The organism is Acinetobacter sp. SW-226 (assembly GCF_055632855.1).
This window is the reverse complement of the sequence record NZ_CM145752.1, coordinates 1208689-1223969: the sequence shown is the minus strand read 5'-3', so window position 1 is coordinate 1223969 and position 15281 is coordinate 1208689. Positions and strand designations below refer to the sequence as shown.

Below are 15281 nucleotides of genomic sequence, written 5' to 3'. Positions count from 1 at the left end.
TATCTTACTGCATTTTTTACTACTTTATAACTGCTCATTGACGTACTGTGTCATAGGCTGTTATACAGTTTGTTTCTAACTTTAACCTTATAAATCAAATATTTATATAGTGTTAAACAGTGTCAGAAACTTTAATGTGGCGGAAGCGGTGAGATTCGAACTCACGGAGGACTCACACCCTCGTCGGTTTTCAAGACCGGTGCATTAAACCGCTCTGCCACGCTTCCATGTGCGCCATAATACGGAGCTTTTGTTTTGATGACAAGTAAAACTTATAATAAAAGCAAACAACTGCATATTGTTTAATCAAAAGCTTATAATTTCGCAGCGATTTCTGCACCCTCACGAATCGCACGCTTTGCGTCTAACTCAGCGGCAAGTTTAGCACCACCAATAATGTGATAATTCGCAAGCGTATTCTGCTCAGCACTTGGCATCAGATCTTTCACTGACTCCTGCCCCGCACATACAACAATAGTATCAACACGTAACAATTGATCTTGCCCTGCCATCTCCACCCAAAGCCCCTCATCAGTCACTGCTTTATACTGAACACCACGTAACATGCGTACCGCATGCTTTTTCAACTGTGCGCGGTGTACCCAGCCCGAAGTTTTGCCCAAGCCTGCACCAAGTGCAGAGGTTTTACGTTGTAATAAATAAATCTCACGAACAGGTGGATGAACTTCTGCGATCTGCGTGCCTCCTTCAGAGACATAATTCGGATTTGGATCTACCCCCCATTCACGTTGCCAATCTGCAAGTGGTTGTGGCTGAGGTTGGTGCTCAGGTTTTAATAAATACTCAGACACATCAAAACCAATCCCCCCTGCACCAATCACCGCAACTTTTCGACCAACTGGCGCACCGCGTAAGACTTCTGCATAAGATAGGACTTGCGGTGAATCGCTCCCTTCGATACGTAATGCACGTGGCACAACACCAGTTGCAATGATAATTTCTTCAAAGCCTTCACGCTCAAGCTGCTCACGATTCACCTTGGTGTTTAGACGTAAATCGACTCCCGTTTTTTCAATCTGTACTTTGAAATAACGAATGGTTTCATGAAACTCTTCTTTACCGGGTACAACTTTTGCCAAGTTAAACTGTCCGCCCACCTCATGACTTGCTTCAAACAATGTCACTGCATGTCCGCGACTGGCTGCAACTATCGCGGCCGACATACCTGCGACACCACCGCCAACAACCGCAACTCGTTTAGATTGCTTCGCTTTCACATAAACCAACTCAGTTTCAAATGCCGCACGCGGGTTGACTAAACAGGTTGCACGCTGATTTTTAAATGTATGATCTAAACACGCTTGGTTACAGGCGATACACGTATTGATTTCATCGACACGATTGGTCGCTGTTTTATTCACCCAAAAAGCATCGGCCAATAACGGACGCGCCATTTGCACCATATCAGCTTTGCCCGATGCCAAAATCTCTTCTGCCGTGTCTGGCATATTAATACGATTTGAAGCAATCACTGGCACAGCCACATGCTTTTTCACTTCCGCTGTATAATCAACAAAAGCTGCACGTGGCACAGAAGTCACGATGGTTGGAATACGAGCTTCATGCCAGCCAATCCCTGTATTCAACAAGGTAATGCCTGCTTTTTCTAGTGCTTGTGCAATCGTAACCACTTCTTGCATGGTATTGCCGTCATGTACTAAATCCAGCAATGACAAACGGAAGCAAATAATAAATTTCTCCCCGACTTGTGCACGTATCCCTTTAACGATTTCGACCGCAAAACGCATACGGTTTTCAATCGGTCCACCCCAACGATCTTCACGTTGGTTCACATGACGGCTTAAGAATTGATTCAGTAAATAACCTTCTGAACCCATAATTTCCACACCGTCATAGCCTGCCTTTTTGGCAAGACTAGCGCAGTTAACGTAGTCATCAATGGTATTCAAGATTTGTTTTTCAGACATTTGACGCGGTTTAAAAGGCGAAATCGGTGATTTAATTGGGCTGGCAGAAACCACAAAAGGTTGGTAGCCATAACGTCCAGCATGCAAAATTTGCATTAAAATTTTTGCACCATGCTTATGTACAGCATGTGTCACTAAACGATGCGGAGCAATATCCCCCAGCGTATTCATCGTACCGCCCGCTGGAAGAAGCCAGCCTTGACGGTTTGGAGAAATCCCGCCTGTAATGATCAGGCCAACACCACCTTTAGCACGCTCACCGAAGTATGCTGCCAATTTTGGATAATTATAAAAACGATCTTCCAAACCCGTATGCATGGAGCCCATCACCACACGGTTCTTAATTGTGGTAAAACCCAAATGTAAGGGTTTTAAAATATGTGCATAGCTATTGGTTGTCATCATGAATCCTTATCTTTGGCTTTGCAACTTGTTGCATACTACTTTAGCTGTTTTTCAAAATTTTGGGATGACAATTTAGAAAATTTTCTGAGTAACTACGGTCAATTCAACTGGATTCACAAAAAAGCAATAAAAAAACCAGTGATGTTGCCATCACTGGTTTTTTTATTGCTTAAAAGCCTTATTTCCAAGCTTTCAACTTACTGGTTTGGCCAATACCTACGTTAAAACTATTGGTTGGATCCAGCTTTTCATAATGTGTTCGCAGTGCAGGTTTTGCTACATATAAATGTCCAACATTATGCTCGGCTGGGTATTCAGCACCTCGTGCATCCAGTAAATGCCACATTTGGTGTTCCATCGCCAAAGGATCTACGCCTTTTTTCACAATATAGTCCTGATGAAACACATGACATAAAAAATGACCATAATAGAGTTTATGAACAATCAGATCATCAATCTCTTTAGGTAAGGTTTCCACCCACTCTCGATCATTACGACGCAATGCGATGTCCAAAGCTACAATATCTTCAACTTCTGAACGGTGTGTATCTCGATAGCGAATTGCCGCACCTGCAACGGCAAAGCGATGTAAAAATGCTTTACGTCCTTCTTCCTCAGTACAGTGGAAAAAATCACTTGAAGTTTTATCTTGGAAATAATGTTTTAAAAAGCTTTTAACTTGCTCAACATCTTGATTTTCAATCCGAATAACCAAATGGTGTTCATACAAATCACGGAATGCATTCATCCGTTTCGGTAAATGATTGGGCAAAAATTTGGTGATCAATTGCAGGACTTTATCTGACAGCCCCTTCATACCAAATTTTTCTAAGTACGCATCAACCTTATCTTTCATTGCAAATGCAGCGGGTACTTTGGCTGTACCCAGTTTTTCAATGAACATAAAGGTGTCTTTACCGTACTCTGCCCCGATGTCATAAGCCACGCGGTGGATGTATTCCCCTGCAATCGGCAATCGCGGCAAATCTTTTAGTAAAAAACGGCGGATTTCAGTCAAATCATCATGTGAGTTGGTTCCCACGTAGAACACCTGACTTGGAATTTTTTCAAAGGTATCTAAACGTACGGCAAAGACACATACTTTACCTGCCGAACCCGATGCTTCATATAAACGAGACGGATCGGCATTAAAGCGTGCAGGCGTATTTTCATCAACTTGTTTAACATCATGTCCATAACGATGGTCCGATGCGCAGCAGCCTGAGTTATTGATAATATCGCCGATTTGATAATTTTTCGTTTCAAGCCTGCTTAGAATTTCTTCAGGTGTTTCGCCTAGGCTCACCCCTAAATGATTCACTAATTCTAACTGACCACCATCATTGACACGAGCATACAGAGCCAGCTCAGTATAAGCAGGACCACGGCGCACCAAAGCACCGCCTGAGTTATTACAGACACCACCTAAAACTGAAGCCCCAATACACGATGAACCAATCACTGAATGTGGCTCTCGATTAAATGGCACCAACTCTTTTTCAAGTCGATCCAGTGTTGCACCAGGTAGACAAATCACTTGCTGACCGTCATTAATGACTTGAATGCCGACCAAACGACGTGTGCTGATTAGAACCACTGGACGGTCATAATCATCGCCAAAAGGCGTTGAGCCACCAGTCAAACCTGTATTGGCCGCTTGCATAATCACAATACAATCTGCATCAACAGCCGCTTGTAGTACTTGCCACTGTTCAAGTAATGACCCTGGTGCAACAACAGCCAGTACCTTACCTGCACCGTAACGACGACCTTGGCGGTATAAACGTGTGTCTTTATCGTCAGTTAAAACGTGTTGTTTACCAACGATATTTATTAAATTTTCAATAACGTGTTGTGGAGATCGAGGGTTCATATTTGTTATTTCCAATGATTACAATCCCCCCCTAAATCCCCCTTTTCCAAAGAGGGACTTTTTCTTTACCTTAGGCATTTAAAGTAAAAGAAAAATTATTTATACCTGCAACATAAATTCTAATCGGTATAACTCCTCCCTTTTAAAGGGAGGTTGAGAGGGATTATATAAATAGCAATAATCACGGTATTGATGTAAATACCTATTGAATGCACGTTTACTGTGTGAGAACGCTTCTACTGATATAATGAATTACTCAGCCAACTCTCGTTCTAACTTCACTAAACAGTCAGACGTAATATCCGCAATGGTTTTTGCACCAGTTAAAGTCATAGCAACACGCATTTCTTTATCAATCAATTCTAAAAGATTTGAAACACCTTCACCGCCTGCTGCACCAAGTGCATAAACAAAGGCGCGACCAAGCATACACGTGTCTGCACCCAACGCCAGCATACGCACAACATCTAGACCATTACGAATACCTGAATCCGCGAGGATTTTAATATCACCCTTGACTGCATCTGCAATCGGCGGCAGTGCACGTGCAGAAGATAAAACGCCATCAAGCTGACGACCACCATGGTTTGAAACCACAATCCCATCTGCACCGAAGCGCACGGCATCTTTGGCGTCTTCAGGATCCAGAATGCCTTTAATAACCATTGGCCCATCCCAAAACTCACGAATCCACTCAAGGTCTTTCCATGAAATAGACGGATCAAAGTTTGAACCTAACCAACCAATATAATCTTCTAGACCTGTAGGTTTGCCTAAGTATTTAGAAATATTGCCCAAGTCATGCGGACGTCCCATCATGCCGACATTCCACGCCCAGTGTGGATGGAAACACGACTGCATATAACGACGCATTGCTGCATTTGGGCCACTCATACCTGAGTGGGCATCACGGTAACGCGCGCCCGGAACAGGCATATCCACGGTAAATACCAAGGTTGAACAGCCTGCCGCTTTAGCACGTTCCAAGGCATTTTTCATGAAACCACGATCACGCAGTACATAAAGTTGGAACCACATTGGACGCTGAATCGCAGGCGCAACTTCCTCAATTGGACATACTGAAACGGTAGACAGCGTAAATGGAATGCCCTTTTATCCGCAGCAACCGCAGCTTGAACTTCACCACGACGCGCATACATCCCTGTTAAACCCACAGGCGATAATGCAACTGGCATCGACAACGTTTCATCAAACAGTTTGGTTTCTAAACTTAACTGTGACATGTCGTTCAGTACACGCTGGCGCAAAGCAATTTTCGATAAATCTTCTACGTTACGCTTCAGGGTATATTCTGCATACGCACCACCATCAATGTAATGGAATAAAAATGGCGGTAAACGACGTCGTGCCGCTTCACGGTAGTCATTGGCAGAAGAAATAATCATGCTTATATCCTGTTTAATCGACTAGCGCGCTGACGACGAGCTTCTTCTTCATCAATCATGCGCACCTGTTGTACTACAAACTCAATGTGTCCACAGACTGCTTTGCGTGCAGCTTCTGGATCACGACGTTCAATTGCACTCATGACTTGAAAGTGCTGATCATGCAATTGATCAAAACGGTGTGCTTCGCTATAGACTTTTCGGCGTCCCAAAGCGACGTTGAACTGCAACAAATCGAACAGACCACGCATCATCTGAATAAGAACCAAATTATGAGATGCTTCAGCAATCGCTAAATGAAATTTCGCATCAGCACGAGCCGCTGCATCATCATCACCCAGTGCCTGAAAATGGTTAATCTGATCATAATAATGTCGGATATTCACCAAATCTTCTTGGGTTGCGCGTTGAGCTGCATACCAAGTCGTCCCACCTTCTAAAATAATGCGCGCCTCTTGCACATCAAAGCGATAGGCTGGATCTTCACTCATCAAATTACTGATCGGTTGTACAATTTGATAACTTGACCAGGTAGCTGGTAATTGTTTTAAAAAAGTTCCCGCTCCCACTTTACTGACCAACATACCCATGCTGGACAGTTGAGAAATCGCTTCTCTTAAAGAGGAACGCGAGACTTGAAGTTGTTCACACAGTTTTCTTTCAGCAGGCAGACGGTCTCCAACTTGCATATTGCTTTGTTCAATCAATACACGCAGGCTTTGTACAGCTTTATCGGAGACTCTCATCTGCTTTCCTTAACGTTGATACACAATTTGTGCTATGGAATCATCCATGGGAACACATAAGCTTGTAGGGTAATCATAATACCCATCATAAATGTGAACGTTATACTGTGTTTTACAGTAAAACGGAATAAATCAGACTCTTTACCAACTAAGCCGACCGCAGCACATGCAATCGCAATTGATTGAGGTGAAATCATTTTGCCAGTTACACCACCACTGGTATTAGCTGCAACTAACAATACTTCAGGCACCCCAATTTGCTGAGCCGTAGTGGCTTGAAGCGCTGAAAACAGTGCGTTCGCAGAAGTATCCGAACCTGTAAGGAATACACCCAACCAGCCCAAGAATGGTGAAAAGAAAGTAAATGCTGAACCTGTGTGTGCAAGCGCTAAAGCTAAAGTCGAAGACATACCCGAGTAGTTCGCAACAAAGGCAAAAGACAACACCATACCAATTGAATAAATTGGAATTTTCAACTCATTCAAGGTTTCACCAAAAGTTACAACTGCATCCTTAGGCTTCATCTTCAAAAAGGCAATCGTAATTAATGCTGCAATAAAGATCGCAGTACCTGTTGCCGAGATCCAATCGAACTTATAGATTGCGTCATAGTCTTTTATTTCTGTCACTACAGGCGGCATTTTTTGAATCATTTGATGCAAAAATGGCACCTTGATGGAAATCACAAGATCATGCAATGTACCGTCTTTGGCAAATAAATCCTTAAATGGTTTCACACTCCAGATTGTCACCATTACAGTTAAAATGGCAAATGGAGACCATGCTTTGGCAATTTGACCGATGCTATATTTTTTCTGTTTTTGTGCTGCAACATCTTCATTCATATTTGCGTCTTGATCTGCAAAACGAAAAATATGCTTTGGCTGCCAGTATTTAAACAAAATTGTTAATGAAACCAAGGATGCAATTGCAGCCGTAATATCTGGTAGTTCTGGCCCAACAAAGTTAGAAGTTAAGTATTGTGCGATTGCAAAGCTACCTGCCCCCACCACAACTGCTGGCCATGTTTCTTTAACACCACGCCAGCCGTCCATAATCGCCATAATCCAGAACAATACGATTGGCACCATAAATGGTAACTGACGGCCTACCATTTGGCTGATTTCCATGGTATCGACACCAGATACCTGTCCCGCAACGATAATAGGAATACCCATCGCACCAAATGCCACAGGTGCTGTGTTTACAATTAGGCAAAGACCTGCTGCATATAAAGGTTTAAAACCTAGGCCAACCAGCAACGCCGCGGTAATCGCCACAGGAGCACCAAAGCCTGCCGCACCCTCTAAGAAGGTACCGAAAGCAAAGCCGACCAACAGCATTTGTAAACGCTGATCTTCGGTAATTGAGAGAATAGATGAACGAATGATGTCAAACTGACCTGTCTTCACTGAGATTTTATACAGGAAAACAGCACCAATAATAATCCAAGCAATTGGCCATAAACCGTAGAAGAAACCATAAACCATAGATGCCAATGCCATCAATACTGGCATCTTATAGGCAAATAAAGAGACAAGAAGCGCAAGTACAACAGTGATCGTACCTGCCACACTACCTTTTAAACGAAATACTGCGAGCGCCAAGAAGAAAAAGATAATTGGAATCAGCGCAATTAGACTGGATATCCAAATATTCCCCATCGGGTCATACATTTGCTGCCATTGAAGCATTGTCATCTCCTTGAAATGCTTACTAAGATTTAATTTTGAGCATATTATTGGTAATTTCATTAATATTGGTAATACCAATTTTAACAAAAGAAAAGGTTGATAAACCAATAATGACTTATACGTCCTATATTTTGATCCAGAATGAAGCAAAACTTCAATAAAAAACTTTTATTGGTATGACCAATAAAATACATATTTTTATATCAAAAACATATTGATCACATTTCAAACAAACTTAAGTAATTATTTATATTCAATATATCTTATGAAAAATTATATATTTAGACTTTAGTCTAAGTATTAAAAATCATTAGCAAGTTTAAATCCTACTAAACATTCAAAATTCGATGCATTAATCCAAAATTGGTTATACCAATTTAATTATTCTTTAGATTTAGGTACTTTTTGAAACGTTTTTAAACTAAAAACGTAGTCTCGGTTAAAACTAAATAGGCAAGATACAAACACTGACCTTCTTGATAATTTTTTAATAGTAATAGCATGTCTATAAACTTGATTTTTTTTAAAGGCCTATGTTTTTTTCAGAAAAATCATTTGGAAAAGTGCTACAATCGCGAAAATATATATTCTTTCAGGCCACCCATTCTCGGTGCCTATATTTATATCGTTAGGATTAACAATGACTGATAATGCAACTATCTTGCAGAATGTCCCAGTTGGCAAAAAAGTTGGTATTGCCTTCTCTGGTGGTCTAGATACTTCAGCTGCACTTTTGTGGATGAAACAAAAAGGCGCAGAACCTTATGCTTATACAGCAAACTTAGGTCAGCCTGATGAAGACGACTACGATGCGATTCCAAAAAAAGCGGAAGCGTATGGCGCAGTAAAAGCTCGCTTAGTTGATTGCCGTTTACAGCTTGCGCTTGAAGGTATTGCTGCGATTCAATGTGGTGCATTCCACATCAGCACTGGCGGTGTTCCCTACTTCAATACCACGCCTTTAGGTCGTGCAGTTACAGGTACTATGCTTGTTACCGCAATGAAAGAAGATGACGTCAACATTTGGGGTGACGGTTCAACGTATAAAGGCAACGATATTGAACGTTTCTACCGTTATGGTCTCTTAACCAACCCAGCACTTAAAATCTATAAACCTTGGTTAGACCAAACGTTTATTGATGAGTTAGGTGGTCGTGCTGAAATGTCGCAATTTTTGATCGACAACGGCTTTGACTACAAAATGTCGAAAGAAAAAGCATACTCAACAGACTCAAACATGCTGGGTGCAACACACGAAGCAAAAGATCTTGAATACCTCAATGCAGGGATCAAAATTGTTGACCCAATCATGGGCGTTGCTTTCTGGAAAGACGACGTAGAAGTTAAAGCTGAGGAAGTATCTATTACTTTTGAAGAAGGCTTCCCTGTTGCAATCAACGGCCAACGTATCGAAGATCCTGTTGAGTTCATTCTTGAAGCCAACCGTATTGGTGGTCGTCATGGTCTAGGTATGTCTGACCAAATTGAAAACCGTATTATTGAAGCGAAATCTCGCGGTATTTATGAAGCACCTGGTATGGCACTTCTACATATTGCTTATGAGCGTTTGGTTACGGGTATTCATAACGAAGATACGATCGAACAATACCGTATTAACGGTTTACGCTTAGGTCGTTTGCTTTATCAAGGTCGTTGGTTCGACTCTCAAGCATTAATGCTTCGTGAAACTGCACAGCGTTGGGTTGCGAAAGCGATCACAGGTACTGTGACTTTAGAACTTCGTCGTGGTAATGACTACACGATTATGAACACTGAATCTGAAAACCTCACTTATGAAGCTGAACGTTTGACGATGGAGAAAGGTGATTCAATGTTTACGCCAATGGACCGTATTGGGCAGTTAACGATGCGTAACTTGGACATTACCGATACTCGTGCGAAACTTGGTATTTATACCAATACTGGTTTGCTAGCTGTAGGTACGGGTTCTGCTGTTCCACAGCTGAAAGACAAGAACAAATAAGTTGATTTCATGTCAAAAAACCGCTCATAAGAGCGGTTTTTTTATGCTTTATTCAGTACAACTCGATGTGGTTAAAGGCTGATAATAAATCTGATTCCGCCCTAATTGCTTGGCACGGTATAAGGCTTGGTCAGCAATCCTGAGTAACTCTACTTTGCTCAAATCCATTTCACCTTTAAAGACCGTAATTCCTAAGCTAATAGTCACAAATGCAGATACTTCAGACATTTCATGCGGGATTTCCAAACGCTCAATCGCTCGGTAAATATTCGAAGCCACCGCATAAGCGCCATGTGCATCGGTTTCTGGTAATAACACGACAAACTCTTCGCCACCATAACGCGCAACAAAATCCATATGCCGAATTGCATTTTTAATGGATTTAGCAATGGATGAAATGACATCATCACCTTTTTGATGCCCATAAAAATCATTATATTTTTTGAAAAAATCAACATCAATAAACAAAATAGATAAAGGTGTTTCATCCTGACGGGATTGTTCATAATAAGTATCCATCATTTCATCAAAATTCCGACGATTTGAAATTTTCGTCAACTCATCATTTTGACTCAAATGTAGAAGCTCAGAAGTATGAATCCGATGGATTTTTTCACTAATTTTCGCACGCCGAATATTTAGAAAAATGATACGTTCACGAGCATAAATCATGCGCCCGATGGCAAAGCCTAGTAAACAACTCCCAAACATAACGCGACTCATCACAATTGCATCAAACTTGACCAAAGTCGAAATAAGAACTAAAAAAGAAACACCAGCAGCTACGATACCTGTCATAAAAACATATAAAGGTTTTACCCCAGTCAACAAATACCCCAATACATAGATCATACAAATGATCATCATTGCTTGGTGGCGCAAAGCTTCAGTATGTACAGACATGGTGAGCCAAGTCGTCGAGACCACTGCCCAAAACACGACAAACAAAGCAGCATAAGCAAAAAAAGGCTTAAGCTTTACAAAATGTGAAAAAACATAAAGAAATAAAAGACAGGCTGCACCGTTCAGTAGCCCTAATAGGCAATGAATAAAATCTTCTTTGAAGTGTGACTGTTCAATAATCCAATAGTCACCAGGAATAATTAAAACCGCAAAAATAAAATAGACCAAAACACCTGACCAAAAAAAGTCATTAATATTGCGGCGTGCGCGTTCTAAGTTTAAACGCCAAAACTCCTGCTCTAATTTCTGCGGGAAAACCTGCCCAACACGACGATTATGCCGTGCAATCAGCCCTTCCATTTTTTCTTTATCGTACTGAAGTTTGGCGAGGTTATATTTATATTCCATACCAGACCAGATTTAATTCTTGTAGTCGATTAAAAATAACACAAATTTACAAAGATTAATCATAATAATCAGACAATATGTCTTTATTTGTCGTTACCATTTTTAACGTATATGCATTATCATCTGTTTTATTTCTCTGACAGAAATCGCCTTGAATACGATTACGATTCTCCAGCCAGATGATTGGCACGCTCACCTTCGTGATGGTCTTGCATTACAACGTACTGTTCCCGATTTAGCCAAGCAGTTTTCCCGCGCTATTTGTATGCCAAATACAGTGCCTCCTGTCAAAACTGTCGAGGAAGCGAATGCGTATCGCGAACGCATCATGGCGCACGTACCAGAAGGTAATACTTTCGACCCACGTATGGTATTGTATTTTACTGATACAACTTCTCCTGAAGAAGTAAAGAAGATTAAAAACTCTGAGTTTGTAAATGCAATCAAACTCTACCCTGCTGGTGCTACCACCAACTCTGACAATGGCGTGAGCGATATTCGTAAAGTCTATGCCGTCATTGAGCAACTCGAAGAGCATCAAGTTCCCTTATTGTTACATGGTGAAGTTACGCATAATCATGTCGATATTTTCGACCGTGAAAAGCGCTTCTTAGATGAAGTACTCTCTCCATTACTCAAACAATTCCCAAAACTGAAATTGGTTTTAGAGCACATCACCACCAGTGAAGCAGCCAACTTTGTTTTAGAACAAGATCGTAATGTAGCAGCAACGATTACCCCACAGCATTTATTGTTTAATCGCAATGATATGTTGGTCGGTGGTGTGAAGCCGCACTTCTACTGCTTACCCATTTTAAAGCGTCAAACCCATCAACAAACATTGCTTGAAGTGGCAACCAGTGGCAACCCTAAGTTTTTCTTAGGTACAGACAGTGCGCCACACTCTAAAAATGCTAAAGAAAACGCATGTGGTTGTGCAGGCTGTTATAGTGCACCAACTGCGATTGAACTTTATGCACAAGCATTCGATCAAGTAAGCAAAATTGAACGCCTTGAAGGTTTCGCAAGCCACTTTGGTGCCGATTTCTACGGTCTACCGCGCAATACTTCAACAATTACACTAGTAAAAGAAGACCAAGTCATCCCTGAAAGTTTAGACTATTTGGATGGTGAACAGATTATTCCGCTGTATGCGGGTAAAACCATTCAATGGAGAAAAGTGTGACAAATGAAACATTGCCAATAATTGGTCAGCGTTTCCGTGGTTTTCTACCTGTTGTTGTCGATGTCGAGACAGCAGGTTTTAATGCACAGACCGATGCCTTATTGGAAATCGCTGCAATTCCGATTATTTATAATGAAGAAGGTCAATTTGTCCCAGGACCTGCACATCATGCGCATATCAACCCATTTGAAGGTGCAAACTTAGACCGTCGCTCATTGGACTTTATTGGAATTGATCCCTTTAATCCCATGCGTATGGCTATGGCTGAAGATGAAAAAACAGCATTAAAACGTATTTTTAAAGCCGTCAATGAAGTTCGTCGCCAACAGAACTGTACACATGCGGTCTTGGTCGGTCATAACGCCCACTTTGATTTAGGTTTTGTACAGGCTGCTATTAATCGTACAGGGACCAAAAATCAGAATCCCTTTCATAGCTTTTCGGTCTTTGATACCGTCACCTTAAGTGCTGTGATGTTTGGTCAAACGGTTCTTGCAAAATCATGTATTCAAGCAGGAATTGAGTTCGATGGTAGAGAAGCCCACTCAGCTTTATACGACACTCAAAAGACCGCTGAACTGTTCTGTTATATTTTGAACAAACTCGCACCACACCTACTTGACACTCTGGTGGCGGATCAATAAGATACCGCCATCCTCGCAACGTCCCTATCGTCTAGAGGCCTAGGACATCGCCCTTTCACGGCGGTAACCGGGGTTCGAATCCCCGTAGGGACGCCATCTTATTTATATTCTTATAATCCTATATTTTCATCTTACAAATTTTCTTGCATGTATAATATTCTTATTTCAATAACTTACTCGCTATACTGTAAATCATTTTTAAGTGCTTTATGACTATGCTGAAAAAAGCTTTGATCTGTTTATTGATCTTATCGCCATCCTTTTTTTACCTTTGGTATGTCAATCAAGATACCCACTCGCCCCAACCAATCAACTCGTCACAAGAAGTGCATTCAAACACCGAAAGCAAAAGCTCATACCCAACACCCGATCACTAAGATATACAACTCAAATATTTGTTTTTTAAATTAATCTAGATACTTCATCCGAAAATTCCAATTTATGTGAATTTTCATCTTATTCAAAACTAGAATATCACTTTAAGCCCATTGTTTCATTTACTATGCAATCTGCAACACCGCCTTCACAACCCTCAACGAATTCACCGCAAAATACCTCATTGAAACGTGCCATGAGCACGCGTCACCTGATCATGCTATCGCTAGGTGGTGCCATTGGCACAGGCCTATTTATGGGCTCAGGTGAAGTAATTTCTCAAGCAGGCCCTCTCGGTGCTGTGCTGGCTTATATTATTGGTGGTTTAATTGCATATATGGTCATGCTTTGCCTCGGGGAGCTTGCAGTACATTTACCTGTTTCTGGTTCATTTGGTGCCTTTGCAACACGTTATATTGGCCCTGGCACAGGTTATATGGTGTCGTGGATGTATTGGCTCGGTTGGTCGGCAACACTCGGCACCGAATTTACTGCAGCAGCCATTTTGGTACAGGAATGGTTCCCACAAACCTCGATCTGGTTATGGACATTAATCTTTGCCAGTGGCGTACTGATTTCAAACCTTAGCTCAACCCGAGCTTTTGCAGAGTCTGAGTTTTGGCTATCCATGATCAAAGTCGCAACTGTACTTATTTTCATTCTTTTAGGCTTTGCCTGTATTTTCGGTGTCATCCCTTTTCAAGGATATGAATCTGCACCTTTATTTAGCAACTTAACCGCACAAGGCTGGCTACCGAATGGCCTTATTCCTTTGTTTACCACCTTATTAATTGTAAACTTTGCTTTTAATGGCACAGAAATGATTGGCATTGCCGCAGGTGAAACTGAAAACCCAGAAAAAAATGTACCTAAAGCCATTCATGCCGCGGTTTGGCGCCTGATTATTTTCTTTGTTGGCACCATCGTTGTTATCAGCTCGCTGCTCAGCTATAGCAACACAGGTTTGCAAGTGGGTGGACATAGTGGCTTAAGCAGTAGCCCATTTGTAACTGTATTCACCCAAATGGGTATCCCCTATGCTGAAGACTTTATCCGTTTTGTCATCATCACCGCCTTATTATCAACTGCGAACTCCGGCTTATATGCAGCCTCACGCATGATGTGGGCCTTATCCTCACAAAACCAACTACCCAAGCTTTTTGCTAAAGTAAGTAAATCTGGGGTGCCTTATATTGCCATTTGGGTCACTATGATTGGTGGCTTGCCGGGCTTACTCTCTGAGCAGTTTGGTGCAGATGTCATTTTTAAAAACTTGATGGGTGTTGCTGCATTCACTATGGTGATTGTCTGGATGAGTATTTGCTGGAGTCAGTTTAACTTCCGTCGCCAATGGTTAAAGCAAGGTCATGCTTTATCGGAGCTAAAATTCCGTACCCCTTGGTATCCATTGGTTCCGATTTTAGGTTTTATCTGCTGTACTGCGACAGGTTTAAGTATGGCAGCAGACCCTGAAATGCTTTCAGGTTTTATTGGCTGCCTACTTTTCATGGCAGCTTGCTATGCCAGTTACTATTGGCTCTATCATAATAAAAACTAAGCCTCTTCACTAACAGTGAGCTCAAGTCCACACCTTGAGCTCAGTTTTAATTCGATACAAATTGGACTATTAAATTTAATTGCTTGTTTTGTCTAATGTTTGAACTCTTGGTAAACATATAACTAAAACCCTTTTGACAAATAAGCCTTT

9 protein-coding genes, 2 tRNA genes and 1 pseudogene are annotated in these 15281 nt (G+C 41.5%); 5 read left to right on the top strand and 7 right to left on the bottom strand.

Translation table 11 applies throughout. From position 1 onward, the window contains the following. Positions 1 to 137: 137 nt before the first annotated feature. The 6 genes and pseudogenes from ACZ8ZH_RS05790 to lldP form a co-directional block, all read right to left on the bottom strand. Positions 138 to 227: transfer RNA gene (locus ACZ8ZH_RS05790), tRNA-Ser, on the bottom strand. A gap of 87 nt (positions 228 to 314) precedes the next feature. Continuing rightward, positions 315 to 2351, bottom strand: a complete 2037-nt coding sequence (locus ACZ8ZH_RS05785) for an NADPH-dependent 2,4-dienoyl-CoA reductase (RefSeq protein ID WP_119062988.1) — start codon at positions 2349 to 2351, stop codon at positions 315 to 317. 181 nt (positions 2352 to 2532) lie between these two features. Beyond that, positions 2533 to 4227 carry a D-lactate dehydrogenase gene (gene dld / locus ACZ8ZH_RS05780; protein ID WP_119062989.1) on the bottom strand — a complete coding sequence of 565 codons (1695 nt, stop codon included), beginning with the start codon at positions 4225 to 4227 and terminating at the stop codon, positions 2533 to 2535. Positions 4228 to 4479: 252 nt separating this feature from the next. After that, positions 4480 to 5633, bottom strand: a pseudogene (lldD, locus tag ACZ8ZH_RS05775) (FMN-dependent L-lactate dehydrogenase LldD). A 2-nt stretch (positions 5634 to 5635) separates the two neighbouring features. Further along, positions 5636 to 6379, bottom strand: coding sequence for a transcriptional regulator LldR (gene lldR / locus ACZ8ZH_RS05770; RefSeq protein ID WP_086207776.1), 744 nt, complete (start codon positions 6377 to 6379; stop codon positions 5636 to 5638). A 32-nt stretch (positions 6380 to 6411) separates the two neighbouring features. Beyond that, on the bottom strand, positions 6412 to 8079 hold the full coding sequence (lldP, locus tag ACZ8ZH_RS05765) for an L-lactate permease (RefSeq protein WP_171405780.1): 1668 nt from the start codon (positions 8077 to 8079) through the stop codon (positions 6412 to 6414). A 634-nt stretch (positions 8080 to 8713) separates the two neighbouring features. Between lldP and argG the strand changes: the two genes are divergently transcribed. Further along, positions 8714 to 10057, top strand: coding sequence for an argininosuccinate synthase (argG, locus tag ACZ8ZH_RS05760; RefSeq protein WP_004694013.1), 1344 nt, complete (start codon positions 8714 to 8716; stop codon positions 10055 to 10057). Positions 10058 to 10105: 48 nt separating this feature from the next. On the opposite strand, the gene ACZ8ZH_RS05755 is transcribed toward argG, so the two are convergent. Continuing rightward, positions 10106 to 11368 (bottom strand): GGDEF domain-containing protein, encoded by a 1263-nt coding sequence (locus ACZ8ZH_RS05755; RefSeq protein WP_110975316.1) that lies wholly within the window; start codon positions 11366 to 11368, stop codon positions 10106 to 10108. Positions 11369 to 11519: 151 nt separating this feature from the next. Here ACZ8ZH_RS05755 and pyrC point away from each other — a divergent pair, with 151 nt between their 5' ends. The 4 genes from pyrC (at position 11520) to ACZ8ZH_RS05735 (ending at position 15131) form a co-directional block, all read left to right on the top strand. Further along, complete coding sequence (gene pyrC, locus ACZ8ZH_RS05750; protein WP_086207779.1) at positions 11520 to 12554, top strand: dihydroorotase; 1035 nt, start codon at positions 11520 to 11522, stop codon at positions 12552 to 12554. Next, the gene (gene rnt / locus ACZ8ZH_RS05745; protein ID WP_086207780.1) at positions 12539 to 13198 is read left to right on the top strand and encodes a ribonuclease T; all 660 of its coding nucleotides are present in this window, start codon (positions 12539 to 12541) and stop codon (positions 13196 to 13198) included. The genes pyrC and rnt overlap by 16 nt, the downstream gene beginning before the upstream one ends. Before the next feature lie 20 nt (positions 13199 to 13218). Next, positions 13219 to 13294 (top strand) — tRNA-Glu (locus ACZ8ZH_RS05740). A 475-nt stretch (positions 13295 to 13769) separates the two neighbouring features. Next, a complete protein-coding gene (locus ACZ8ZH_RS05735) occupies positions 13770 to 15131 on the top strand; it encodes an amino acid permease (protein WP_228199375.1) in 1362 nt (453 codons plus the stop codon). The last annotated feature ends 150 nt before the right edge of the window (positions 15132 to 15281 follow it).